The organism is Georgenia halophila (genome assembly GCF_039541595.1).
In genome coordinates, this window is the sequence record NZ_BAABGN010000009.1 from 34,996 (window position 1) to 59,143 (window position 24,148).

Annotated in this window: 21 protein-coding genes; 16 read left to right on the forward strand and 5 right to left on the reverse strand. The window is 72.5% G+C overall.

The window, feature by feature from the left end:
* Positions 1-53: 53 nt before the first annotated feature.
* From pyrR to ABD907_RS10595, 12 genes are all read left to right on the forward strand, one after another.
* On the forward strand, positions 54-659 hold the full coding sequence (pyrR, locus tag ABD907_RS10540; protein WP_345216216.1) for a bifunctional pyr operon transcriptional regulator/uracil phosphoribosyltransferase PyrR: 606 nt from the start codon (positions 54-56) through the stop codon (positions 657-659).
* Positions 656-1,672 carry an aspartate carbamoyltransferase catalytic subunit gene (locus ABD907_RS10545; RefSeq protein WP_345216217.1) on the forward strand — a complete coding sequence of 339 codons (1,017 nt, stop codon included), beginning with the start codon at positions 656-658 and terminating at the stop codon, positions 1,670-1,672. Before pyrR ends, ABD907_RS10545 begins: the two co-directional genes overlap by 4 nt.
* Positions 1,669-2,994: a dihydroorotase gene (locus tag ABD907_RS10550; RefSeq protein ID WP_345216218.1), complete on the forward strand. Its 1,326-nt coding sequence runs from the start codon at positions 1,669-1,671 to the stop codon at positions 2,992-2,994. Before ABD907_RS10545 ends, ABD907_RS10550 begins: the two co-directional genes overlap by 4 nt.
* Positions 2,991-4,295 carry a glutamine-hydrolyzing carbamoyl-phosphate synthase small subunit gene (gene carA / locus ABD907_RS10555; RefSeq protein ID WP_345216219.1) on the forward strand — a complete coding sequence of 435 codons (1,305 nt, stop codon included), beginning with the start codon at positions 2,991-2,993 and terminating at the stop codon, positions 4,293-4,295. The genes ABD907_RS10550 and carA overlap by 4 nt, the downstream gene beginning before the upstream one ends.
* Positions 4,295-7,663, forward strand: a complete 3,369-nt coding sequence (gene carB, locus ABD907_RS10560) for a carbamoyl-phosphate synthase large subunit (protein WP_345216220.1) — start codon at positions 4,295-4,297, stop codon at positions 7,661-7,663. The genes carA and carB overlap by 1 nt, the downstream gene beginning before the upstream one ends.
* Positions 7,660-8,502, forward strand: a complete 843-nt coding sequence (gene pyrF / locus ABD907_RS10565; RefSeq protein WP_345216221.1) for an orotidine-5'-phosphate decarboxylase — start codon at positions 7,660-7,662, stop codon at positions 8,500-8,502. Before carB ends, pyrF begins: the two co-directional genes overlap by 4 nt.
* Before the next feature lie 75 nt (positions 8,503-8,577).
* Positions 8,578-8,889, forward strand: coding sequence for an integration host factor, actinobacterial type (gene mihF, locus ABD907_RS10570; protein ID WP_345216392.1), 312 nt, complete (start codon positions 8,578-8,580; stop codon positions 8,887-8,889).
* A 67-nt stretch (positions 8,890-8,956) separates the two neighbouring features.
* Positions 8,957-9,553, forward strand: a complete 597-nt coding sequence (gene gmk / locus ABD907_RS10575) for a guanylate kinase (protein WP_345216222.1) — start codon at positions 8,957-8,959, stop codon at positions 9,551-9,553.
* Between the two features lie 59 nt (positions 9,554-9,612).
* Positions 9,613-9,876: a DNA-directed RNA polymerase subunit omega gene (gene rpoZ, locus ABD907_RS10580; RefSeq protein WP_345216393.1), complete on the forward strand. Its 264-nt coding sequence runs from the start codon at positions 9,613-9,615 to the stop codon at positions 9,874-9,876.
* A gap of 5 nt (positions 9,877-9,881) precedes the next feature.
* Complete coding sequence (coaBC, locus tag ABD907_RS10585; RefSeq protein ID WP_345216223.1) at positions 9,882-11,153, forward strand: bifunctional phosphopantothenoylcysteine decarboxylase/phosphopantothenate--cysteine ligase CoaBC; 1,272 nt, start codon at positions 9,882-9,884, stop codon at positions 11,151-11,153.
* Between the two features lie 29 nt (positions 11,154-11,182).
* The gene (gene metK, locus ABD907_RS10590; protein ID WP_486334078.1) at positions 11,183-12,376 is read left to right on the forward strand and encodes a methionine adenosyltransferase; all 1,194 of its coding nucleotides are present in this window, start codon (positions 11,183-11,185) and stop codon (positions 12,374-12,376) included.
* A gap of 9 nt (positions 12,377-12,385) precedes the next feature.
* Complete coding sequence (locus tag ABD907_RS10595) at positions 12,386-14,425, forward strand: primosomal protein N' (protein WP_345216225.1); 2,040 nt, start codon at positions 12,386-12,388, stop codon at positions 14,423-14,425.
* Positions 14,426-14,443: 18 nt separating this feature from the next.
* Here the strand turns inward: ABD907_RS10595 and ABD907_RS10600 are convergent, their stop codons facing one another.
* From ABD907_RS10600 to ABD907_RS10615, 4 genes are read right to left on the reverse strand one after another with little or no spacing between them, the layout of a single operon-like run.
* The gene (locus ABD907_RS10600; RefSeq protein WP_345216226.1) at positions 14,444-16,135 is read right to left on the reverse strand and encodes a DUF4091 domain-containing protein; all 1,692 of its coding nucleotides are present in this window, start codon (positions 16,133-16,135) and stop codon (positions 14,444-14,446) included.
* A gap of 4 nt (positions 16,136-16,139) precedes the next feature.
* A complete protein-coding gene (locus ABD907_RS10605; RefSeq protein WP_345216227.1) occupies positions 16,140-16,949 on the reverse strand; it encodes a carbohydrate ABC transporter permease in 810 nt (269 codons plus the stop codon).
* An 8-nt stretch (positions 16,950-16,957) separates the two neighbouring features.
* Positions 16,958-17,908 carry a carbohydrate ABC transporter permease gene (locus tag ABD907_RS10610; protein ID WP_345216228.1) on the reverse strand — a complete coding sequence of 317 codons (951 nt, stop codon included), beginning with the start codon at positions 17,906-17,908 and terminating at the stop codon, positions 16,958-16,960.
* A 5-nt stretch (positions 17,909-17,913) separates the two neighbouring features.
* Positions 17,914-19,152 (reverse strand): ABC transporter substrate-binding protein, encoded by a 1,239-nt coding sequence (locus tag ABD907_RS10615; protein WP_345216229.1) that lies wholly within the window; start codon positions 19,150-19,152, stop codon positions 17,914-17,916.
* A gap of 299 nt (positions 19,153-19,451) precedes the next feature.
* Here ABD907_RS10615 and ABD907_RS10620 point away from each other — a divergent pair, with 299 nt between their 5' ends.
* The 4 genes from ABD907_RS10620 to rpe all read left to right on the forward strand — a co-directional run bounded on the left by ABD907_RS10620 (position 19,452) and on the right by rpe (position 23,247).
* Positions 19,452-20,069, forward strand: a complete 618-nt coding sequence (locus tag ABD907_RS10620; RefSeq protein WP_345216230.1) for an HAD family hydrolase — start codon at positions 19,452-19,454, stop codon at positions 20,067-20,069.
* Positions 20,070-20,078: 9 nt separating this feature from the next.
* Positions 20,079-21,026 (forward strand): methionyl-tRNA formyltransferase, encoded by a 948-nt coding sequence (locus tag ABD907_RS10625; RefSeq protein WP_345216231.1) that lies wholly within the window; start codon positions 20,079-20,081, stop codon positions 21,024-21,026.
* A complete protein-coding gene (locus tag ABD907_RS10630; RefSeq protein ID WP_345216232.1) occupies positions 21,023-22,519 on the forward strand; it encodes an RsmB/NOP family class I SAM-dependent RNA methyltransferase in 1,497 nt (498 codons plus the stop codon). The genes ABD907_RS10625 and ABD907_RS10630 overlap by 4 nt, the downstream gene beginning before the upstream one ends.
* A 62-nt stretch (positions 22,520-22,581) precedes the next feature.
* Positions 22,582-23,247, forward strand: a complete 666-nt coding sequence (rpe, locus tag ABD907_RS10635) for a ribulose-phosphate 3-epimerase (RefSeq protein ID WP_345216233.1) — start codon at positions 22,582-22,584, stop codon at positions 23,245-23,247.
* 43 nt (positions 23,248-23,290) lie between these two features.
* On the opposite strand, the gene ABD907_RS10640 is transcribed toward rpe, so the two are convergent.
* Positions 23,291-24,142, reverse strand: a complete 852-nt coding sequence (locus ABD907_RS10640) for a DeoR/GlpR family DNA-binding transcription regulator (protein ID WP_345216234.1) — start codon at positions 24,140-24,142, stop codon at positions 23,291-23,293.
* Positions 24,143-24,148: the final 6 nt, after the last annotated feature.

The window sequence follows — 24,148 nt, forward strand, 5'->3', positions numbered from 1 at the left end:
AGGGACCGACATCCTTTAAGGCCCGTCCGGTGAGGCGGGGAAGGAGGTCCGAAGTGGCCAGCACACCCAGAACCGGTACGCCCGGGCCCGCGACGCCGGCGTCCGGAGGCGCACCCGCCTCCCGCGAGGTGCTCACCGAGTCGGACGTCTCGCGTTCGCTCACCCGCATCGCCCACGAGATCGTCGAACGCAACCACGGCAGCGACGCCGTCACGCTGCTCGGCATCCCGACCCGCGGCGCCCCGCTCTCCGCCCGGCTCGGCCGGCGCATCGCGCAGGCCGAGGGTGCCGACGTACCCGTCGGCGTCCTCGACATCACCATGTACCGGGACGACCTGCGCGGCCAACCGACACGAACGCTCGGGCGCACCGAGCTTCCGGGTGCCGGGATCGACGGCCGCGTGGTGGTGCTCGTCGACGACGTGCTCTACTCCGGCCGCACCATCCGGGCCGCCCTCGACGCCCTGAGCGACCTCGGCCGCCCCGCCGCCGTCCAGCTCGCCGTCCTCGTCGACCGCGGCCACCGCGAGCTCCCCATCCGCGCGGACTTCGTCGGCAAGAACCTCCCCACCTCCCGCACCGAGCGCGTCGACGTCCGTCTCGTCGAGACCGACGACGTACCGGACTCGGTCACCATCTCGGTGGAGGAGGCGCGATGAGACACCTGCTCTCCGCCGCAGAGCTCGGCCGCGACGACACCGTCCGCATCCTCGACGACGCCGAGGCCATGGCCAGCACCCAGCGCCGCACCATCAAGAAGCTGCCCACGCTGCGCGGCCGCACGGTCGTCAACCTGTTCTTCGAGGACTCCACCCGCACCCGGATCTCCTTCGAGGCGGCCGCCAAGCGGTTGAGCGCCGACGTCATCAACTTCTCCGCCAAGGGGTCCTCGGTGTCCAAGGGCGAGTCGCTCAAGGACACGGCACTGACGCTGGAGGCGATGGGCATCGACGCCGTCGTCATCCGCCACCACGACTCCGGCGCGCCGCACCGCCTCGCGCACTCCGGGTGGATCGACGTGCCCGTGCTCAACGCGGGGGACGGCACGCACCAGCACCCGACGCAAGCCCTGCTGGACGCCTTCACCCTGCGCCGCCACCTGACCACCGGGACCGACGCCCCGGCGCCGGAGGGCACGGACCTGGGGGGCGCCTCCGTGGTGATCGTGGGCGACGTGCTGCATTCCCGTGTGGCGCGCTCGGACGTGCAGCTGCTGCACACGCTCGGTGCCCGCGTCACGGTCGTCGCACCGCCCACGCTGCTGCCGGTCGGGATGGCGCCGTGGCCCTGCGCGGTTCGCTACGACCTCGACGCGGCACTGGCCGAGGCGGACCCGGACGCCGTGATGATGCTGCGGGTCCAGCGTGAGCGGATGACCAGTGCCGGCGGCTTCTTCCCCTCCCCGCACGAGTACCACCGGCGGTACGGGCTGGACGTCGCCCGGCTCGCCGCGCTGCCGGAGCGGACGGTGATCATGCACCCGGGGCCGATGAACCGCGGGCTGGAGATCAGCGCCGACGCCGCCGACTCGCCCCGCTCGACCATCGTCCAGCAGGTCTCCAACGGCGTCGCCGTGCGCATGGCGGTGCTGTACCAGCTCCTCGCGGGTGAACCGGACGGCGGCGCCGAGACCGCACCCCAAGCTGCCACCACTACGGAACGGGACTCATGACCCAGGAACGCCTGCTGCGAGGTGTCCGCCCGCTCGGCGGCGACCCCACCGACCTCCTCCTGCGTGACGGCGTCATCGTCGCGACCGGTTCGCAGGCCGCGGAGGCTGCCGACGCCGTGTCCGCGACGACCGCGCTGGACGGCGACGGTCTCGTGGCCCTGCCTGGGCTCGTCGACCTGCACACGCACCTGCGCGAGCCGGGACGCGAGGACACCGAGACGGTCCGGACCGGTACCCGGGCCGCCGCGGCCGGCGGATTCACCGCCGTGCACGCCATGGCCAACACCACGCCGGTCGCCGACACCGCGGGCGTGGTCGAGCAGGTACACAGGCTCGGCGCCCGGGCCGGTTACGTGGACGTGCACCCGGTCGGCGCCGTGTCCGTGGGTCTGCGCGGCGAGCAGCTCGCCGAGCTCGGCGCGATGGCCTCCTCGACCGCCCGCGTCCGCGTCTTCTCCGACGACGGACGCTGCGTCGACGACCCGGTGCTCATGCGCCGCGCCCTGGAGTACGTCAAGGCGCTCGACGGCGTGGTCGCCCAGCACGCGCAGGAGCCGCGGCTGACGGCCGGCGCCCAGATGCACGAGGGCGCGGTCTCCGCCGAGCTCGGGCTGACCGGGTGGCCCGCCGTCGCGGAGGAGTCGATCATCGCCCGCGACGTCCTGCTCGCCGAGCACGTCGGGTCGAGGCTGCACGTGTGCCACCTGTCGACCGCCGGCAGCGTCGACATCGTGCGGTGGGCGAAGTCCCGGGGCATCGACGTGACCGCCGAGGTCACGCCGCACCACCTGCTCCTGACCGACGAGCAGGCCCGCAGCTACGACCCGCGGTACAAGGTCAACCCGCCGCTGCGCACGGCCGAGGACGTCGAGGCGGTGCGGGCCGGGCTCGCCGACGGCACCATCGACATCGTCGCCACGGACCACGCCCCGCACGCCGTCGAGGACAAGGACTGCGAGTGGCCCGCCGGCGCCTTCGGGATGACCGGTCTGGAGACGGCGCTCCCGGTCGTCATCGCCACCATGGTCGAGACCGGACGGCTCGGCTGGGGGGACGTCGCCCGGGTGCTCTCCACCACCCCGGCACGCATCGGCCGGCTCACGGGCCAGGGCCGAGCGCTGGCGGTCGGGGAGCCGGCCAACATCACCCTGGTCGACCCGGCGGTCCGCCGCGTCGTCACGCCGGCCGCACAGGTCACCCGCAGCCGCAACACCCCCTTCGCCGGCACCGAGCTGCCCGGCCAGGTCGTGGCCACGTTCCTGCGCGGACGTGCCACCGTGCTCGATGGCGCCCCGGTGGCGCTCGAGGAGGCAATCTCATGAACACCCGCACCCGCTCCAGCGCCGAGCTCGCTCGCGCCCCCCGCGGCGCCCGCCGAGAGCCGGCCCTCCTCGTCCTCGAGGACGGCACCGTCCTGCGCGGCAACGCCTACGCGGCCCTGGGCCGCACGGTGGGGGAGATCGTCTTCTCCACCGGGATGACCGGCTATCAGGAGACCCTCACCGATCCCTCGTACCACCGGCAGATCGTCGTCATGACGGCGCCGCACGTGGGCAACACCGGCGTCAACGACGAGGACCCGGAGTCCGGCCGGATATGGGTGGCCGGCTACGTCGTCCGAGACCCCGCCCGGCGGGCGTCCAGCTGGCGCTCGAAGCGCGAGCTCGAGGACGAGCTGGCCGAGCAGGGCGTCGTCGGGATCTGCGACGTCGACACCCGCGCGCTCACCCGGCACCTGCGCGACCGGGGCGTCATGCGCGCCGGGATCTTCTCGGGGACCGCTCTGCCCGCAGGCGCCGAGCACCTGAGCGACCAGGCCGTCGAGGTCCTCCTCGACGTCGTGCGGGAGTCGCCGCCGATGCTGGGCGCCGACCTGGCTCGCGAGGTGAGCACGGCGGAGGCGTACGTGGTCGAGCCGACGGGGGAGCACGCGGGCCAGGAACCGGTCGCCACCGTGGCTGCGGTCGATCTGGGCATCAAGTCCCGCACACCCCAGCAGCTTGCCGCCCGAGGCGTCCGGGTCCACGTCCTCCCGCAGTCCTCCACCTTGGCGGACGTGCTCGCACTGAACCCGGACGGCGTCTTCTACTCCAACGGCCCTGGCGACCCCGAGGCCGCCACCCACGAGGTCGACCTGCTGCGCGGCATCCTCGACGAGGGCGTGCCGTTCTTCGGAATCTGCTTCGGCAACCAGCTGCTCGGCCGGGCCCTGGGCTACGGGACGTACAAGCTCGAGTTCGGCCACCGCGGCGTCAACCAGCCGGTGCTCGACAAGGAGACCGGCCGCGTGGAGATCACGGCGCACAATCACGGCTTCGCCGTCGACGCCCCCATCGGTGAGGCCTCCGTCGCTCCGTACGACGGCGGACGGTACGGCCGCGTCGAGGTCTCCCACGTCGGTCTGAACGACCAGGTCGTGGAAGGGCTGCAGGCCCTCGAGATCCCTGCCTTCTCGGTCCAGTACCACCCCGAGGCCGCGGCCGGTCCGCACGACGCCGAGCACCTCTTCGACCGGTTCGTGCGCGTCATGCGCGGGCGCCGCAGCACAGGCAGCGCCGCCACCGACGACAGCGGCACTCACGACACGAGCACGCAGACCCAGAACGAGAGCGAGGCCGGCTGATGCCACGGCGCAACGACATCTCCAGCGTCATGGTGATCGGCTCCGGGCCGATCGTCATCGGCCAGGCCGCCGAGTTCGACTATTCGGGCACCCAGGCCGTGCGCGTGCTCCGCGAGGAGGGCATGCGCGTCATCCTCGTCAACTCCAACCCGGCGACGATCATGACCGACCCGGAGATGGCGGACGCCACGTACGTCGAGCCGATCACGCCCGAGGTGGTCACCTCGATCATCGCCAAGGAGCGCCCCGACGCGCTGCTGCCGACCCTGGGCGGTCAGACGGCGCTGAACACCGCCATCGCCCTGGCCCAGGCCGGCGTCCTCGAGGAGTACGGCGTCGAGCTCATCGGGGCCTCCATCGACGCGATCAACCTCGCCGAGGACCGGGAAGCCTTCAAGGGCGTCGTCGAACGGTGCGGCGCCGAGAGCGCCCGTTCCGCGATCGCGCACTCGCTCGCGGAGTGCCACGACATCGCGGCCGACCTCGGCTACCCCCTCGTGGTCCGGCCGTCCTTCACCATGGGCGGGCTCGGGTCCGGGATGGCGCACACGCCGGAGGACCTCGACCGCATCGCGGGCGCCGGGCTGCACCACTCGCCGACCACCGAGGTGCTCCTGGAGGAGTCGATCCTCGGGTGGAAGGAGTACGAGCTCGAGCTCATGCGGGACAAGGCGGACAACGTCGTGGTGGTGTGCTCGATCGAGAACGTCGACCCGGTCGGCGTGCACACCGGGGATTCCGTCACGGTCGCGCCCGCACTGACCCTGACCGACCGGGAGTACCAGAAGATGCGCGACGTCGGCATCGCGGTCATCCGCGAGGTCGGGGTCGACACCGGCGGTTGCAACGTCCAGTTCGCGGTGGAGCCGAGCACGGGACGGGTGGTCGTCATCGAGATGAACCCGCGGGTCTCGCGCTCCTCGGCGCTGGCGTCGAAGGCGACCGGCTTTCCCATCGCCAAGATCGCGGCCCGCCTCGCCATCGGGTACACCCTCGACGAGATCCCCAACGACATCACCGGCTCCACCCCCGCGAGCTTCGAGCCGACGCTGGACTACGTCGTCGTCAAGGTCCCGCGGTTCGCGTTCGAGAAGTTCCCGGCCGCGGACGCGACGCTGACCACCACCATGAAGTCGGTGGGCGAGGCGATGGCGCTGGGCCGGAACTTCACCGAGGCCCTGCAGAAGGCCATGCGCTCGATCGACAAGCGCGGCAGCACCTTCCACTGGGACACGCCGGTGCCGGACATCGAGGACACAGCCGCGACCGCCGCTCTCGTCGACTCCGTGCGCACCCCGACCGAGTCCCGCCTGATCGACGTCCAGCAGGCGCTGCGCGGCGGGGCGAGCGTCGAGGACCTGCACACCGCCACCGGTATCGACCCGTGGTTCCTCGACCAGATCGTGCTCATCGAGGAGATCGCCGCAGAGGTCCGCGACGCCCCCGCCCTGACCCAGGACGTGCTCCGCCTCGCGAAGCGGCACGGCTTCTCCGACACCCAGATCGGGGACCTGCGCGGCCTGGGGGAGGCGACCGTGCGGGAGGTCCGCCACGCCTACGGACTGCGCCCCGTCTACAAGACGGTCGACACCTGCGCCGCCGAGTTCGAGGCCCGCACGCCTTACCACTACTCGTCGTACGACACCGAGACCGAGGTGCGCCCCCGCGAGAAAGAGGCCGTGATCATCCTCGGCTCCGGGCCGAACCGCATCGGCCAGGGCATTGAGTTCGACTACTCGTGCGTGCACGCGACGCTCGCGCTGGCGCACCGGTACGAGACCGTCATGGTCAACTGCAACCCCGAGACGGTCTCCACGGACTACGACATCTCGGACCGGCTGTACTTCGAGCCGCTCACCTTCGAGGACGTCCTCGAGGTCTACCACGCCGAGGTCGCGGCCGGTCCGGTCGCCGGCATGATCGTCCAGCTCGGCGGGCAGACCCCGCTCTCGCTCGCGCAGCGGCTCGCCGACGCCGGTGTGCCGATCCTCGGTACCTCTCCGGAGTCCATCGACCTGGCCGAGGACCGCGGCTCCTTCGGCTCCGTCCTCAGCCGCGCCGGTCTGCCCGCTCCCGCCTACGGGACCGCCAGCACGGGCCCGGAGGCCCTGCAGGTGGCCCGCGACATCGGCTACCCCGTCCTCGTGCGTCCGAGCTACGTGCTCGGCGGGCGCGGCATGGAGATCGTCTACGACGAGCCGGGTCTGCGCGACTACGTCGAGCGCACCGCAGCGGCCGACGCGGTCGGCGGCAGGGGCGGCGACGCCGGGCACCGGGTTGCTCCGCTGCTGATCGACCGGTTCCTCGACGACGCCATCGAGATCGACGTCGACGCGGTCTACGACGGCACCGAGCTGTTCCTCGGCGGCGTCATGGAGCACATCGAGGAGGCGGGGATCCACTCCGGCGACTCCGCCTGCGTGCTGCCGCCCGTCACCCTCTCGGCCGCGGAGATCGACCGGATCCGCAGCTCCACGGAGGCCATCGCCGCTGGGGTGGGCGTGCGCGGCCTGCTCAACATCCAGTTCGCGCTGGTCTCCGACGTCCTCTACGTCATCGAGGCGAACCCGCGGGCCTCGCGCACCGTGCCGTTCGTCGCCAAGGCGACCGGTGTGCCGCTGGCGCGGGCGGCGTCGCGCGTCATGGCCGGCGAGTCGATCGCCGACCTGCGTGCGCAGGGCCTGCTGCCCGAGCAGGACGGCGGCGTCGTCGACCTCGACGACCCGCTGGCGGTCAAGGAGGCGGTCCTGCCGTTCCGACGGTTCGCCACGCCGGGCGGCTCGATCGTCGACACGCTGCTCGGCCCGGAGATGCGCTCCACCGGCGAGGTGATGGGCTTCGACGCGGACTTCCCGACGGCGTTCGCGAAGTCCCAGGCCGCCGCCTACGGCGGTCTGCCGACCACCGGACGGGTTTTCGTCTCGGTCGCCGACCGCGACAAGCGCTCGATCATCTTCCCGGTCACCCGACTCGTCGAGCTGGGATTCGAGATCCTGGCGACGGCTGGCACCGCCGGGGTGCTGCGCCGCTACGGCGTCCGCGCCACCGTGGTGCGCAAGGCCAGCCAGGGACGCGGCCCGGGCGGCGAGCCGACCATCATCGACCTCATCTCCGAGCGCAGCGTCGACATGGTCGTCAACACCCCCAACGGCCAGGGCGCCCGCGCGGACGGCTACGAGATCCGCGCCGCGACGACGGCTGCGGACCGCCCGATCGTCACCACCGTCCAGGAGTTCGGCGCCGCCGTCCAGGCCATCGAGGCGCTGGGCAACGGGCAGTTCGGCGTGCAGAGCCTGCAGGACCACGACTCCGCGCGGGCGGCCCGGCGGGCGGAGGCCGCCGGGGCGACGGCGGTGGACGTCCGGTGACCCCGTTCGGCGACCGGCTGGCGGCCGCCATGGACGCGCACGGGCCGGTCTGCGTAGGCATCGACCCGCACCCGAGCCTGCTGGCGTCCTGGGGGCTGGACGACGAGGCCGAGGGCCTGCGCCGGTTCGGCCTCGCCGTCGTCGAGGAGCTCGGCGGCCGGGTGGCGGCGCTCAAGCCGCAGTCGGCGTTCTTCGAGCGGCACGGCGCCGCCGGTGTCGCGGCGCTCGAGGACGTCCTCGCCGCCGCCCGCGACACCGGCACGCTGACGATCCTGGACGTCAAGCGCGGGGACATCGGCTCCACGATGACCGGCTACGCCGAGGCCTACCTGGGGGACCGCGGACCCCTGCGCGCGGACGCCGTCACCCTGAGCCCCTACCTCGGGCTGGAGTCGCTCCGGCCCGCGCTGGACCTGGCCCGCCGCACCGGCCGCGGCGTCTTCGTGCTCGCCCTGACCTCCAACCCCGAGGCCGCGGCCGTGCAGCACGCACGCCACGACGGCGTCCCGGTCGCCGCGCAGATCGCCGACGGCGCACGGGCCGAGAACGCGGCCGCACCCGGCGAGCGACTGGGTTCGGTCGGGCTCGTCGTCGGCGCGACGACCGGCTCCGCCACCCAGGATCTGGGGCTCGACCTCGCGGGTGTCGGCGGCCCGCTGCTCGCGCCGGGCGTCGGCGCCCAGGGCGCGGGCGCGGCCGAGCTGGCGCAGGTCTTCGGGCGGGCCTGCGGCCAGGTGCTCGCGAGCACCTCCCGCACGGTGCTCCAGCAGGGCCCGGGCAGGCTCCACGAGGCGGCCGCGCAGGTCGTCGAGGAGGTCCGTGCGGCCATGTCGGCATGAGCCGCCGTTGCCCCGACCCCCGCTGACCGCTAACGTCCAGGCATCGCACATCCGTGAGCTGACGAGGTGACCGACGTGCCCCTCCCGCCGTTGACCCCTGAGCAACGAGCCGACGCCCTGGCGAAGGCTGCTGCCGCGCGCGCCACCCGCGCAGAGGTGAAGAACAAGCTGAAGTACTCCCAGGTGTCGCTCTCGGAGGTCCTCGAGCAGGCGAAGTCGGACGAGGCGCTGAGCAAGCTGCGGGTCGTCTCGCTGCTGGAGTCGCTCCCGGGTGTGGGAAAGGCGACCGCGCGCTCGGTGATGGCCGACATCGGGATCTCCGAGGCACGCCGCGTGCGGGGCCTGGGCCCGCACCAGAGCGCCGCGCTGGTCGAGCGGTTCGGCTGAGCACCGGCGGGCCGCGCTCCGTCCGGCGGCTTTCCGGCACCGCCGAGGGACCTGGCAGGATGGCGGGATGACGAGCGCGGCACCCGGCAGCCCTGAGGCCCACGCCCGGCTGACCGTCCTGTCGGGCCCGACCGCCGTCGGCAAGGGCACGATCATGACGGAGATGCGCGGCCGCGCCCCGGACGTGTGGATCTCGGTCAGCGCCACCACCCGGCCGCCGCGGCCCACCGAGATCGACGGCGTGCACTACTACTTCCTCAGCCCGGAGACGTTCGACGAGCTCGTCGCGGGCGGGCAGATGCTCGAGTGGGCCGTGGTGCACGGCAAGCACCGCTACGGCACGCTGCGTGCGCCGGTCGAGCGCGAGCTGGCCGCCGGACGCCCCGTCTTCCTCGAGGTGGACCTGCAGGGTGCCCGGCAGGTGCGCCGCGCGATGCCGGACGCCCGGTTCGTCTTCCTCGCTCCACCGTCGTGGGAGGAGCTCGTGCGTCGCCTGACCGGCCGCGGCACCGAGAGCCCGGCCGAGCGCGAACGCCGGCTCGTCACGGCCCGCGGCGAGCTGGCCGCGGCGGGGGAGTTCGACCACGTCGTCGTCAACGACGACGTGGCACGCGCCACGGACGAGGTCCTCAGCCTCATGGGCGTGACCCAGCGGGTAGACTGAGGCACTGCATGCCCGTGGGCTGCGCGCCCGCGAGAACCCCCAGCCTGGAGAAGGTCACTGTGTACGGAACCGTCGCCGCCCCCGAGGGCATCACCGATCCGCCCATCGACGAGCTGCTCACGAGGGTCGACTCGAAGTACGCCCTCGTCATCTACTCGGCGAAGCGTGCGCGCCAGATCAACACCTACAACGCGCAGCTGCAGGAGGGCCTGCTCGAGTTCGTCGGACCGCTCGTCCCGGCCGCGCAGGAGGACAAGCCCCTTTCGATCGCCATGCGCGAGATCACCGAGGGCATGCTCACCGTCACGCCCATCGAGGAGTGACGCAGGTGCCCCGGATCCTCCTCGGGGTCACCGGCGGCATCGCCGCCTACAAGGCCGCGCTCCTGCTGCGGCTGCTGAAGGAGGACGGGCACCGCGTCCGCGTCGTGCCCACGCCGTCGGCGCTGCAGTTCGTCGGGCGACCGACCTGGGAGGCACTCTCCGGAGAGCCGGTGCGTACGGACGTCTTCTCGGGCGCCGAGGAGGTCGACCACGTCGCACTGGGCCGGAGCGCCGACCTGGTGGTCGTCGCCCCGGCAACGGCGAACCTGCTCGCCAAGGCGGCCGCGGGCATGGCGGACGACCTGCTCACCGCGACGCTGCTGACGGTGCGCTGCCCCGTGCTGATCGCCCCGGCGATGCACACCGAGATGTGGCAGCACCCGGCCACCGTGGCGAACGTCGCGACGCTGCGCGAGCGTGGCGTCCACGTGCTCGATCCTGACGAGGGCCGCCTCACCGGCGCCGACTCGGGACCCGGGCGGCTGCCGGAGCCCGAAGCCGTCGCCGCCGCCGCTCTCGAGCTGCTCGAGGACGCGCCGCGTACCGAGGCTCGCACCGCCCGGACAGACCTCGCCGGGCGGCACGTCGTCGTCTCCGCCGGCGGCACCCGTGAGCCGCTCGACCCGGTCCGCTTCCTCGGCAACCGGTCCTCCGGACGGCAGGGCGTCGCCCTCGCCGAGTCCGCCGCCCGCCGCGGCGCCCGGGTGACCCTCGTCGCCGCCAATGTGGCGGACTCGCTCCTGCCCGAGGACCCCGCCGTCACCGTGCACCGCGTCGAGACCACCCTCGAGCTGCGGGAGGCCGTCCGCGCCGCCGCGGCCGGTGCCGACGCCGTCGTCATGGCCGCGGCCGTCGCCGACTTCCGACCCGCCGGACGCTCCGAGCACAAGATCAAGAAGGCCCCCGCCGGGGACGGGTCGACCGCAGAGCCGGAGCCCATCAGGCTCACCACCAACCCCGACATCCTCGCCGAGCTGGCCGCGGACCGGCTGCGGCCCGGTCAGCTCGTGGTCGGCTTCGCCGCCGAGACGGGTGACGGCACCGGTGACGCCCTGAGTCACGGGCGGGACAAGGCGCGCCGCAAGGGCGCCGACCTGCTCGCCGTCAACCAGGTCGGCGCCACGCAGGGCTTCGGCGACGTCCCCAACGACGTGACCGTCCTCGACCGCGCAGGCGAGGTGGTCGCCCGGGCCGCCGGCACGAAGACCGAGGTCGCCGACGCCCTGTGGACGAGCGTCGTCGAACGGTTGCGGCAGGCCAGTACGATCGACCGGTGAGTTCTACGCCGTCGTCCGGTTCCTCCGTGCTGCGCCAGTTCACGTCCGAGTCGGTGACCGAGGGTCATCCCGACAAGGTCTGCGACCGTATCTCCGACGCGATCCTGGACGCCATCCTCGAGCGGGACCGGGCCGCCCGCGTCGCGGTCGAGACGATGGTGACGACCGGGCTCGTGCACGTGGCCGGCGAGGTCACCACCGAGGCGTACGTCGAGATCCCGCAGCTGGTCCGCGAAGAGGTCCGTCGGATCGGCTACACCTCCTCCGCGATCGGGTTCGACGGGTCCTCGTGCGGCGTGGAGGTCTCCATCGGCCAGCAGTCCCCGGACATCGCTACCGGTGTGACCGACTCGGAGGAGAAGCGCACCGGTGCGGGCTACCACGATGCGCTGGACCGTCAGGGCGCGGGCGACCAGGGTCTGATGTTCGGGTACGCGTGCGAGGACACCGCGGAGCTGATGCCGCTGCCGATCTTCCTGGCCCACCGCCTGGCCGAGCGGCTGGCGCTGGTGCGCAAGGAGGGTGTGGTGGCCGGTCTCCGGCCGGACGGCAAGACGCAGGTGACGATCGGCTACGACGGTGAGCAGGCCGTGTCGTTGGACACCGTGGTCGTCTCGACGCAGCACGACGAGTGGGTCCGTCAGGACATGCTCGCCCATGCCATCCGTGGCGAGGTCGTCATGCCGGTGCTCGAGGCCGCCGAGATCGAGCTGCGGACCACCGACTTCCAGCTGCTGGTCAACCCGACCGGCCAGTTCGTGGTCGGCGGCCCGATGGGTGACGCCGGCCTGACCGGGCGGAAGGTCATCGTCGACACCTACGGCGGCATGGCCCGTCACGGTGGCGGGGCGTTCTCGGGCAAGGACCCCTCGAAGGTCGACCGGTCCGGCTCCTACGCGATGCGGTGGGTGGCCAAGAACGTGGTCGCGGCCGGGCTGGCGCACCGCTGCGAGGTGCAGGTGGCCTACGCGATCGGTCGGGCGCACCCGGTGGGGCTCTTCGTCGAGACGTTCGGGACCGAGACCGTGCCGCCCGAGCGGATCGTCTCGGCGGTGCGGGAGGTCTTCGACCTGCGCCCGGCGGCGATCGTGCGAGACCTGGACCTGATCCGTCCGATCTACCGGCACACCGCCGCCTACGGGCACTTCGGCCGCGAGCTGCCCGAGTTCACCTGGGAGCGCACCGACCGGGTCGACGACCTGCGCGCCGCCGCCTCCCGCTGAGCCGCCCGCATGGCCGACCAGCCGGAGCAGGGCGCGCTGCTCGAGCTCCCGACCCCGGACAAGGCGGTCGACGGCGGCGGCGTGAGCGACCCGGTGGCGCGGGTCCTGGTCGACGTCCCGCTGCCGCACCTCGACCGGCCGTTCGACTACCGCGTCCCGCCGGAGCTCGCCGCGAACGCGGTGCCCGGGGCCAGGGTGCGGGTGCGCTTCGCCGGTCAGGACCGGCAGGCGTTCGTGCTCGAGCGGCGGACCGAGACCGACCACCGCGGCACCCTGACCCCCGTGCGGCGCGCGTCCTCGCCCGTCCCGGTGCTCTCACCTCCCGTGCTGAGGCTGTGCCGTGCGGTCGCCGACCGCTACGCCGGCATGCTGATGGACGTCGTCCGGCTCGCCGTGCCGCCCCGGCACGCGACGACGGAGAAGTCCGTCCTCGACAAGCACCAGTCGTTCGTGACACCAGCGGTCCCCGCACCCGGCGGTGAGGCCTGGGCCCCGTACACCGGCGGTCCGGCCTTCTTGCACCACCTGGCCGCCGGGGAGAGCCCCCGGGCCGTCTGGACGTCGCTGCCCGGCCCATTGACCGGTTCCCTCGCCCAGGCGGCGCAGGCCACGCTCACCTCGGGACGCGGCGTCCTCGTCGTCGTGCCGACCACCCGCCAGGTCGACGAGGTCGTCGCCGCCCTGCGGGAGCTGCTCCCGGAGGAACAAGTGGCGCGGCTGGTGGCCGACGACGGGCCCGCTCGCCGCTACCGCAGCTTCCTGCGTGTGCTGCTGGGGGAGGTGCGCGTCGTGGTCGGAACCCGTGCGGCGGCGTTCGCACCGGTGCACGACCTGGGGCTCGCCGTCGTGGTCGACGACGGCGACGACCGGCTGCAGGAGCCGCACGCCCCGTACCCGCACATCCGCCAGGTCCTCGCGATGCGGGCGGACCTCGAGGACGCCGCGCTGCTGGTGGCCGGGTACGCCCGCACGGTCGAGGCCCAGCTCCTCGTCGAGCAGGGCTGGGCACGAGCCGTGCAGGCACCCCGCCCGGCCGTGCGCGCCGCAGCTCCACGGGTCGTGGCGCCCACCGACGTCGACCTGGCCCGTGAGGGCCCCGCGGCCGCCGCCCGCATCCCGCGGCCGGCGTGGGAGACGGTGCGCGACGGCCTGGGCCGGGGTCCGGTGCTCGTCCAGGTCGCCCGCGGCGGGTACCTGCCGGCCGTCGCCTGCGCACGGTGCCGCGAGCCCGCCCGATGCGCCACCTGTCACGGTCCGCTGCGGCTCGAGGGGGCGGGCTCGGCGCCGGCGTGCGGGTGGTGCGGTCGCCACGCCGTCGACTGGGCGTGCCCCGAGTGCGGGGGGACGGCGCTGCGCTCCGTCCGGGTGGGTTCCAGCCGGACCGCCGAGGAGCTCGGGCGGGCGTTCCCGTCCGTGCCGGTCGTCGTCTCGGGCGCGTCCGCCTCGCACGGCGTCGTGGAGACGGTGGACGACACGCCACGCCTGGTGGTGGCCACGCCCGGCGCGGAACCGGTGGCCCAGGCGGGCTATGCCGCCGCACTGCTCCTCGACGCCGGGGCGACGACCTCCCGGCCCGAGCTGTGGGCCTCGGCGGAGGCGCTGCGCCGCTGGTTCGGCGCGGCGGCACTCGTGCGGGGCGCCGGCGACGGCGGCACCGTGATGCTGCTGGGCAAGCCCGCCCAGGTGCCGGCGCAGGCTCTCGTGCGGTGGGACCCGGCAGGCTTCGCCGAGCGCGAGCTCGCCGAGCGGGCCGAGCTCGCGTTCCCGCCGGCCGTACGACTGGCCGCGCTGCAGGGCGGCCGCTCGGCGGTGCGTTCCCTGCTCACCCACCTCGGTGACGTGCCGGGGATGGAAGTGCTGGGGCCCGTGGAGGTGGCCGGCGAGGCGTCGCAGCTGCCCGGTGAGGAGCAGGTTCGGGCACTCGTGCGCACCGATCGACGGCACGGTGCCGAGCTGACCCGAGGGCTGGCCCGGGCGGCGGGGGTGCGCAGCGCGCGCAAGGAGCCCGGCGCGGTGCGGGTCCGGGTGGACCCGACGGACCTGTGGTGAGGCGGGGCCTGACTCGGCCTACCCGCCGAGTCCGAGCTCGTCGAGGATGCGGGCGTCGACCGCTCGGCGAGATTCCAGGTAATGCTCCGGGTCGTAGCTGAAGGAGTCGTACGTCAGTGCACCGCCCTGGTCGACGTAGGAGCGAGCGGTGGCCGCGTCGGTGAGGTCGCGGAGCAGCTGCAGCGCCCGGTGGTCGTCCATCGCCTGGGCGAAGACCCGGTGGCGCAGCGACAGCAGCGGTGTGCCGTCCACGCCCGGGTAGACGATGAAGGGATCGCCGGCCGGGAAGGCGCCGCCCCCGCAGGTGTCCTGGAACGGGTCGACGGCACGGGTGGAGTCCTGTGCCAACCAGAAGTTGAACCCCCAGTGCAGGAATCCTGACGCCTGCGCCACGAACAGCTGGCGACCCAGCACACGGTTGCGCAGGGAGGGCATGCCGATGAAGCGGTTGGCCACGTCGCGATGCTGGGAGACGCAGTAGTACACCCACGGTGTCATCCCCGCCCGGAGGAACGGTCCGACGTGGTCGGTGGCCACGATGGGGTTGTGCACCAGCCCGTCACTCACGAAGGTGAAGTCGCTGAGAGCGTCGGCGACCGTGGCACCGTGCAGCAGATCCTCCACGACGGCACGCGCACCGCGGTAGTCCTCGACCATGTCCGCATGCGGCTCGTCGCTGATGTGGAAGACGACGTCGCCGTCCCAGTGCTCCTCGAGGTATCGCCGGAGCTCTGGCAGCAGCCGTTCCATGAGCGCGCGGTAGCTCGGGTCGGTGGCCGGAACGTGCCAGCCGAAACGCTGCTCGGTGCCGGACGGCGTCTCGACGTAGATCGCCGGGGTGGCGCGGGCACCCCACTGCGTGAACAGGTGCGCGATCTCCAGACCCCGGATCCCGTGCCGCTCGCACATCCGCAGCCACTTCGCCAGCCGGTCGAACCCGAACCGGTAGCCGCCGCCGTCGTCGGAGATCTCGATCAGCTGCACCGGTGTGCGGGTGTGCCCGACCGCCGTGTCGAGCGGCGGGGTCCAGGTCGGGGTCAGGACGGAGTTCACCCGCATCTGCGCAGCGGCGCCGACGTAGTGGTCCAGGATGCGCCAGTGCTCCTCGCCGAACGCCTCGACGTCGTAGTGGTCGGCGAGGCAGTCGGCGTGGAGCCAGTGCGTGTTGACGATGTCCAGCTCGGGCAGCTCCGCGGGGTGGATCGTCACGGGGAGCTCCGCACGGTGCAGGACCTGGCCGCTCTCGGCGTCCGACACCACGACGGCGAGGTCGTGCCGGCCCGCCGACGTCGCGTCGTCCACCCGGACGTCGAACCAGATCGCGCGCCAGTAGCCGATCGCCGGCGGGATCGTGTCCCCGGCGCCGAGCGGCCGCAGCAGGTCGGGGTAGAGGCCGGGGGTGTCGCGCAGGTACCCGTCGTCATGGCCGTCGAAGGCGAGGAGCGTGGCCGGGACCAGCTCAACGGTGCTGAAGGTGACGAGCCCGGCCAGGGTTCCTTCGGCGTGGACACGCAGGGGCGGCACCGCTCGCAGGTTGTCGGCGGCAGGTGGCAGGAAGGCGATCTGGCCCGACACGGTCTCGCCGAGGAAGCCGGCGAGGGGAACGTCGGCGCGGGCACCGCGGGGGCGTTCGTCGGCGAAGACCTTCTCCAGGGAGTCGACCGTCAGGAAGGTCCAGTCCGGCCGGGCGGAGGCGGGTGAGGGGAACACGTCGTCATCCCTTCAGTCCGACCGAGGCGACACCCTGGACGAACTGTCGTTGGAGCAGGACATAAATGAGGAACGGGACCACGAAGGAGACGGTCGCACCGGCCATGACCAGGCCGTACTCGGTCACGAACCGGCCCTGGAGCCGCGCCGCGGCCAGCGTGATGGTCTGCATGGACCCGTCCGAGGTGGTCACCAGGGGCCACAGGAAGTCGTTCCACGCGGTGATGAACGTGAAGACCGTCAGGGCCACGAGCACGGGGCGGATCAGCGGCAGCACGATCAGGACGAAGATGCGCCGGTCGCTGGCGCCGTCGATCCGCGCGGCCTCGAGGAGCTCGTCGGGCACGCTCGACATGAACTGCCGGATCAGGAAGACCCCGAAGGCGTTGATGATCGGCAGGATCAGGACCAGGTGCGTGTTGAGCAGCCCGAGGTCCCGGACGATGACGAAGAGCGGGATGATCGTCACCTGGACGGGCACCATCATCGTCGCGATGTAGATCCAGAAGAGCGCCTCCGACCCCGGGAAGCGCTTCTTCGCGAAGGCGAATGCGGCGAGCGAGCTGACGACGAGGTTCACCGTGCAGGCGAGCACCACCACGATCGAGCTGGTGATCAGGGCGCGACCGAACCCGTAGTCGGTGAACAGGCGCACGAAGTTGTCCAGCTGCAACCGGTCCGGGTCGAAGGCGAGCGACACGGCCTCGGAGCGCTGGATGCCGGTCACGACCATGAACAGGAAGGGCAGCAGCGCCACCACGACCAGCACCAGCAGCAACCCGTTCGTGGCAAGGCCGACGGATCTCTTGAGCATGGGCCCTCCTACTTCCGGTTCACCAGTGCGCGCTGAGCGAGCGAGACGATGAGGACGACGACGAAAAGAACCATGGCCATCGCGGAGGCGTAACCCATCTGCAGGTTCTCGAAGGCCGAGTTGTAGATCGCGAGGACCAGCGTGATCGTCCCGCCTCCGGGCCCGCCGCCCGTCATCGTGTAGACCAGGTCGAAGACCTGGAACGACCAGATGGTGCCGAGGATGACGACCAGGAGGGTCACGGGCCGCAACGACGGCACGGTGATGTTCCAGAACTGGCGGATGCCGCCCGCGCCGTCCAGCGAGGACGCCTCGTACAGGTCCTCGGGAATGTCGAGCATGCCCGCGTAGTAGATCACCAGGAAGTAGCCGACGTTCTTCCACACGGTCACGAGCGCGACGACGACCAGTGCCGTGCCGGGTCGACCGAGCCAGTTCACGGCGTCGATCCCCACGAGCCCCAGGATGGTGTTCACGAGCCCGTGCTCGGTGCCGAGCAGGTAGCGCCACACGCTCCCGGCGATGACCATCGACGCGATGACCGGGATGAAGAGCGCCGATCGGACGAAGGCGCCGAACCGGTTGCGGGTCCGGCGGGCGATCACTGCCGCGATGACGAGCGCCAGGCCCGTCTGGAGCGGTACGGAGATGGCCGTGTAGACGAACGTCTGCCAGAGCGCTCGCCGGAAGCCGGCGTCCGCGACGAGATCGAGGTAGTTCTCCGCCCCGACCCATCCTGGAGACCCGAGCAGCGAGTAGTCCGTCAGGCTGTAGTACGCCGACATCAGGATCGGGACCACGACGACCACGAGGAGGATGGTCAGGCTGGGGGCGATGTACCACAGGCCGGCGAACGAAGGCGGTCGATCTGGTCGCACGGCGGTTGCCCCCGGCGGTGCGGCGCCGTCGGCGGGCGCGCCAGACCCACGGGTGCGCCAGGTCATAAGTCTTGTCGTCATCGCGGTCAGCCCTGCGCGTTCGCCAGCGCGCGGTCTCCTTCGTCAGCGGCGTCCGAGAGCGCTTGTTCGGGCGTCTTCTGTCCCAGCAGCATCTGCTGCAGGTTCGTGAACAGGGAGTTGTAGACGGCGGTGCTCCCCGCCACGATCGGGAGGTTGTGCAACATCTCGGTCTGCGCGTAGACGTCCCGGAACTCCGGCGCGGCGAGGTACTCCTCCTCGGCGCTGATCGGCGGGTACGGCGCGAACTCGTGGATCTGCTCCATCTGCGCCGGCGACGTGAGATACACGGCCAGGTCGGTGCACAGCTGCTTGTCCGGGCACTTCTCCAGGACTACCAGGGAGTCACTGGCCACGAACGTCCCGGAGGTCTCGTGCTCCAGGCTGTCGACGAGCCCCAGCTCGAAGTCGCCCTCGTCGAACGTCGGGTACCCGGCGTCGGCGCCGAAGAGGAACGCCGTCTCTCCACCGACGAAGGCCGACTCGACATCCTCTGGGACGAGGCTCGTCACCGCCTCCGACATGGCACCGGTCTCGCGGAGCTGCATCAGGAACTCCGCCGCCTCGAGGCCCTCCGGCGAGTTGAAGGCGGTCGCCGAGCCGTCCTCGGTGAACAGCTCCCCGCCGGCCTGCCACAACAGCGGGAAGTAGCTCTCGTTGAGCATGCCCCGATGGCCGCCCCAGGGTTCCTGCAGGGGCGTGATGCCGGCGGCCTGGAGCTGCTCGGACGCGTCCAGGAACTCCTCCCAGGTCGACGGCGGCTGCTCGACGCCGGCCTCTGCGAGAAGATCCTTGTTGTAGTAGAGGACTCGCGCGCCGCCGACGACGAACGGCATGGCCACCTGCTCACCGTTGACGACGCCCTGGTCGAGGTAGAGGTACTCGGGCGTGTCCGCCTCGGCGAGGTACTCGCCGAACGGGACGATGGCGTCCTGCGCCAGGTAGTCGCCCATCATCTCGGTGTACATGTAGCCGACGTCCGGCCCCTCGCCACCGGAGATACCCGTCAGGTACGCCTCCTCGTAGTTGGCCCACGGGATGATGCGCACGTTGACGTCCACATCGTGCTCCTGCTCGAAGCCCTCGAGGATCGGGTCCCAGGCCGCCGCGTCGGTGTTCTCGCCCAGCGTCGGCAGCCAGAGGTCCAGGGAATCGGTGCTCCCGGCGGTCGGGCCGCCGCCGCAGGCCGCGAGCACCGAAACACTCGCGGCGACGGCTCCGATCATCATCGGTCGGTTGCGCTTCATGGTCTCTCCTTCGGGTCGCGAGCCGAGCGTCACCGCTCGCCTCACCAGGTGCCCAGACGGTAACCCCGCGAAGTGCTCGATCACGACTGGTTTTGATCAGAGCATAGGGATAACTAGCAATCTCACTCAAGAGCGCTCGCGGGACGTCGTCGTGCCATCGGTGACCAAACCCGGGCGCGCCGGGCCGTCCGGGCGGCACGCACGGTCGTCTCACCCCCGGGCGGAAGGGCGCTTTGCCACCGAGGGCCAGGGTCGATCCAGGGCCGTGCGGCGAGCCGAGTCGCCTAGACTCTCGGACGGTGACGAATCGATATGACACCGTGGTGCTCGACCTGGGGCAGGTTCTCGTCGGGTGGGATCCCTACCTGGCGGTCGCCGACCGAGTGAGCCGAACCGAGTGGGAGGCGTTCTCCGTCGCCGTCGACTTCCCGGCGCTCAACCACTCGGTGGACGCCGGGACGACCGCCACGGACGCGGCGGCCCGGGCCGCCGCCGTCGATCCGGCGCACGGCGAGACGGTGACGCGGTACTACGAGAACTTCGCGGGCGCCCTGACCGGACCGGTCCCCGGCACGACCGAGATCGTCGAGGAGCTGGCCGCCGCCGGGGTGCGGCTCCTCGGCCTGACGAACTGGTCGGCGGAGACCTTTCACCACGCCGCGGTCGCCGCGCCGGTCATCGACCTCCTCGAGGAGGTCGTGGTCTCGGGGCGCGAGGGGCTCGTCAAGCCGGACCCCGCGATCTTCCGGATCGTCGTCGACCGCCTCGGCGTCGACCCCGCGAGGGCCGTGTTCGTGGACGACTCCGAACCGAACGTGTGCGGCGCCGCATCCGTCGGATTCACCGCGTTGCACTTCACCGGCGCCGACCGGCTCCGCGGGGATCTGCAGCGCCTCGGGCTGCTCCGCGCCGCCTAGACTTCCCCCGTGCGTCTTCTCTTCGCCGGGACCCCCGAGGTCGCCCTGCCCAGCCTGCGGGCCCTGCTCGCCTCCGACCACGAGACGGTCGCAGTGCTGACCCGGCCTGACGCCCGGCGCGGTCGCGGCCGCACCCTCCACCCGAGCCCTGTCGCCGAGGTGGCCCGGGCGGAGGGCATCGAGGTCCTCACTCCGCGCAGCCTCAAGGAGGACGGGATCGCCGAACGGCTCGCCGACCTCGAGCTGGATGCCGCGCCCGTGGTCGCCTACGGCGGCCTGGTACCGGCCGATCTCCTGACCGTCCCCGCCCACGGCTGGGTCAACCTGCACTTCTCGTTGCTCCCGGCGTGGCGGGGTGCAGCACCCGTCCAGCGCGCCATCATCGCGGGTGACCAGATCACCGGCGCGAGCGCCTTCCAGCTCGAGGCCGGCCTGGACACCGGCCCGGTGTACGGCACCGTCACCGAGGCCGTGCGCCCCCGGGACACGGCCGGCGACCTCCTCGGCAGGCTCGCCGAGTCGGGGGCCCCGCTCCTGGTCGCGGTCCTCGACGCCCTCGCCGCCGGCACCGCCGACCCGCGCCCGCAGCCGGCCGACGGCCTCAGCCACGCGCCCAAGCTGGATGTGGCCGAGGCGGCGGTCCGGTGGACCGACCCCGCCCTGGCGGTGGACCGGCTGGTCCGCGGCTGCACCCCCGCGCCGGGTGCGTGGACGACGATGCCCGACGGCGCCCGCCTCAAGCTGGGACCGGTGATCCCGAGACCCGACGTGACGGACCTCAGGCCCGGCGAGGTCCGTGCCGGTCGGCACGAGATGCTGGTGGGCACAGGCTCGACGGCCGTCGAGCTGGGCGAGGTCGCACCGGCGGGGCGCAGCTGGATGCCGGCCGACGCCTGGGCCCGTGGCGCGCGCCTCGACGACGGCCTCGTCCTCGGCGCCGCGGACGGAGCGGCATGAGTCGTGGGCAGCGTGACGGCAGCGGGCGGACCAGGGGGACGGGCCCGCGGAGCGGGGCTGGCGGGCCCGCACCCGACGCGGCGCGGCTCGCGGCCTACGAGGTCCTCCGCCGGGTCGCCGAGTCCGACGCCTACGCCAACCTCGTCCTCCCGGGCCTCCTGCGCGAGCGCGGCATCACCGGACGCGATGCCGCCTTCGCCACCGAGCTGACCTACGGCACGCTCCGGCTGCGGGCTCGCTACGACGCCGTGCTGAGCCGCTGCACCCGCGACCGCGCCCTGAGCTCGCTCGACCCCGAGGTCCTCGAGCTGCTGCGGCTGGGCACCCACCAGATCCTCGGGATGCGGGTGCCGGTGCACGCGGCGGTCTCCGAGACGGTTGCGCTGACCCGGGAGGTCGCCGGCCCCGCGCCGACCGGGATGGTCAACGGCGTGCTGCGGACGGTGTCGCGGACCGCTCCGGAGGCCTGGCTCGAGCGCCTGGTGGAGGAGACCGACCCGGATGGCACCGACCCGGTGGCCCGTCTGTCCGTGACCGAGTCGCACCCCGAGTGGATCACCCGCGCGCTGCGGCAGAGCCTGATCGCCGACGGCACCGAGCCCGCCGGCGCCGACGCCGAGCTCGCCGATCTCCTGGCGGCCGACAACGTCCCCGCGCCGGTCGCGCTGGTGGCACGGCCGGGACTCGTCGAGGTAGCAGACCTGGCGGCCGAGTGCGCCCGGGAGTCGAGGGAGCCCGAACCGGGTCGATGGTCGCCCTACGCGCTCATCCCGGGCTCCGGCGATCCGGGCCGGCTGGGTGCGGTGGCCCGCGCGGCGGCCGGCGTGCAGGACGAGGGCTCCCAGCTCGTGACGCTCGCTCTCGCCGAAGCGCCGCTCGCCGGTCCAGCGGTGGACGGTGGTGCGGCCGACACGGCGTGGCTGGACCTGTGCGCCGGGCCTGGCGGCAAGGCGGCCCTGCTCGGTGCGCTGGCGCACCAGCGCGGCACAGAGCTGCTCGCGAACGAGGTCGCCCCGCACCGTGCCGGCCTAGTGCGCGGCGCGGTCGCGGCGATCCCGGCAGGCACGGTCGAGATCCGCGTCGGTGACGGTCGCGAGCTCGAGGCTCCGGGCCGGTTCGACCGGGTGCTCGTCGACGCACCCTGCACCGGGCTCGGCGCGCTCCGACGCCGCCCGGAGGCTCGATGGCGCAGGACACCGGCGGACCTGGCACCCCTGGGTACGCTGCAGCGCGAGCTCCTGGCAGCGGCGCTCGACGCCACCCGAGCCGGGGGAGTGGTTGCCTACGTGACCTGCTCGCCGCACATCGCCGAGACGCAGCTGGTCGTCGACGACACCCTGCGCCGCCGGGACGACGTCGAGGTGCTCGACGCCGCCGAGATCCTGCGCGGGGTGTCACGGACGGATCCCCTCCTGTCCGGCCCCTACGCACAGCTGTGGCCGCACCGGCACGGGACCGATGCGATGTTCCTGGCGTTGCTGCGCCGGACCTGACGGGGCGCGCGGAGGGCACCGCCGGCGAGAGCGGGGAGGGGAACGCTGGATACATTGGTCCGGTGAGCATCCTGATCGCCCCCAGCATCCTGAACTCCGACTTCTCCGACCTGCGCGGCGAACTCGCGAAGATCTCGGGGGCCGACTACGTCCACGTGGACGTGATGGACAACCACTTCGTCCCGAACCTCACGCTCGGCCTGCCCGTGATCGAGTCGATCCTGCGGGCGACGGACGTGCCGGTGGATGCCCACCTGATGATCGAGGAGCCTGACCGGTGGGCCGTGGCCTACGCCGAGGCGGGCTGCGCGTCGGTGACCGTGCACGCCGAGGCGGCCGCCGCGCCGGTGCGGCTCGCCCGCGAGCTGCGCCGCCAGGGGGCGCGGGCCGGTCTGGCGCTGCGGCCGGCCTCGCCGGTGGAGCCCTACCTGGACCTGTTGTCGGAGTTCGACATGATCCTCGTCATGACGGTCGAGCCCGGATTCGGGGGCCAGTCCTTCATCGACGGGACGTTGCCCAAGATCACCCGCACGCGGGCGGCCGTCGAGGAAGCAGGACTCGACGTGTGGGTCCAGGTCGACGGCGGCATCTCCCAGGAGACGATCGAACGCGCCTCGGACGCGGGCGCCAACGTGTTCGTCGCCGGCTCGGCCGTCTACAAGGCCGAGGACGCGGCCGCCGAGGTGTCAACCCTGCGCGAGCTCGCCACGGCGGCCCACCAGCACTGAGGGATGGCACGCGCCATCCGAGCTGCGCCGAGGCGCGGGACGATCACGCGGGTCGTGCCGCGCCGGCACCGGTGCCGGCACCGGCGTCATCCCTACCGACCTCGGTGAGCACCAGGTCCGGTCGGTGCCCGTCGGGCCCGCCCAGCCCGTCCAGCCAAGGCGGGGACTCGTCCGTCACGATGACGTCGATCTGGTCCAGCGCGGCGAACCGGATGGGTGCCCGGCTCTGCAGCTTCGTCCCGTCCACCATGAGCACCGCACGACGGGCGACGGCGAGCATGGCCTGCTTGATCTCGGCGTCGCGAGCGTTGGCGCAGTAGAGGCCGTCGGGCCCGTAGGCGGTCGCGGCGAGCAGCACGACGTCGGCCGCGAGGTCGCCGAGCGCCCGCCGGGCCTGCGGGCCGGTGAAGCTGCGGGTGCTGTGCTCGTAGCTCCCGCCCAGCGCGATGAGCTCGACGTCCGGCCGACCGGCGCACCCGGTGAGCACCGGCAGGGAGTGCGTGGCCACGGTGATGCCGGCCGGGAGCGAGGGCGTGATCGCCGCGACGGTGGTCCCGGCGTCGAGGGCCAGCGTCCGGGCGCCCTCGATCACCGGCAGCGTCGCCGCGGCCACCGCCCGCTTGGCCCGGGTGCTGCTGGCGTCGCGCTGCTCGAAGGGGGCGCCGCCGGAGTCCGGCAGGAGCGCCCCGCCCAGCACGCGTTCCACGGCGCCCTCGTTCTCCAGCCGTAGCAGATCCCTCCGGATGGTCATCTCGGAGACACCCATCGCCGCGGCCAGGTGCTGGGAGGAGACGTAGCCGCTCTCGGCCAGGCGCCGCAAGAGCTCCTCGCGACGCAGCGGGGCGGACGCGTAGCGCACGCCAACCAGCGAAGCAGTGTCGGCGAACTCTGTCAATGCACG

Bases quoted from the DNA above. Each gene is read 5' to 3' on its own strand.
- ABD907_RS10545 (WP_345216217.1), top strand. From the start codon at position 656: ATGAGACACCTGCTCTCCGCCGCAGAGCTCGGCCGCGACGACACCGTC.
- ABD907_RS10550 (WP_345216218.1), top strand. From the start codon at position 1,669: ATGACCCAGGAACGCCTGCTGCGAGGTGTCCGCCCGCTCGGCGGCGAC.
- carA (WP_345216219.1), top strand. From the start codon at position 2,991: ATGAACACCCGCACCCGCTCCAGCGCCGAGCTCGCTCGCGCCCCCCGC.
- carB (WP_345216220.1), top strand. From the start codon at position 4,295: ATGCCACGGCGCAACGACATCTCCAGCGTCATGGTGATCGGCTCCGGG.
- gmk (WP_345216222.1), top strand. From the start codon at position 8,957: ATGACGAGCGCGGCACCCGGCAGCCCTGAGGCCCACGCCCGGCTGACC.
- ABD907_RS10595 (WP_345216225.1), top strand. From the start codon at position 12,386: ATGGCCGACCAGCCGGAGCAGGGCGCGCTGCTCGAGCTCCCGACCCCG.
- ABD907_RS10605 (WP_345216227.1), bottom strand. From the start codon at position 16,949: ATGCTCAAGAGATCCGTCGGCCTTGCCACGAACGGGTTGCTGCTGGTG.
- ABD907_RS10610 (WP_345216228.1), bottom strand. From the start codon at position 17,908: ATGACGACAAGACTTATGACCTGGCGCACCCGTGGGTCTGGCGCGCCC.
- ABD907_RS10615 (WP_345216229.1), bottom strand. From the start codon at position 19,152: ATGAAGCGCAACCGACCGATGATGATCGGAGCCGTCGCCGCGAGTGTT.
- ABD907_RS10630 (WP_345216232.1), top strand. From the start codon at position 21,023: ATGAGTCGTGGGCAGCGTGACGGCAGCGGGCGGACCAGGGGGACGGGC.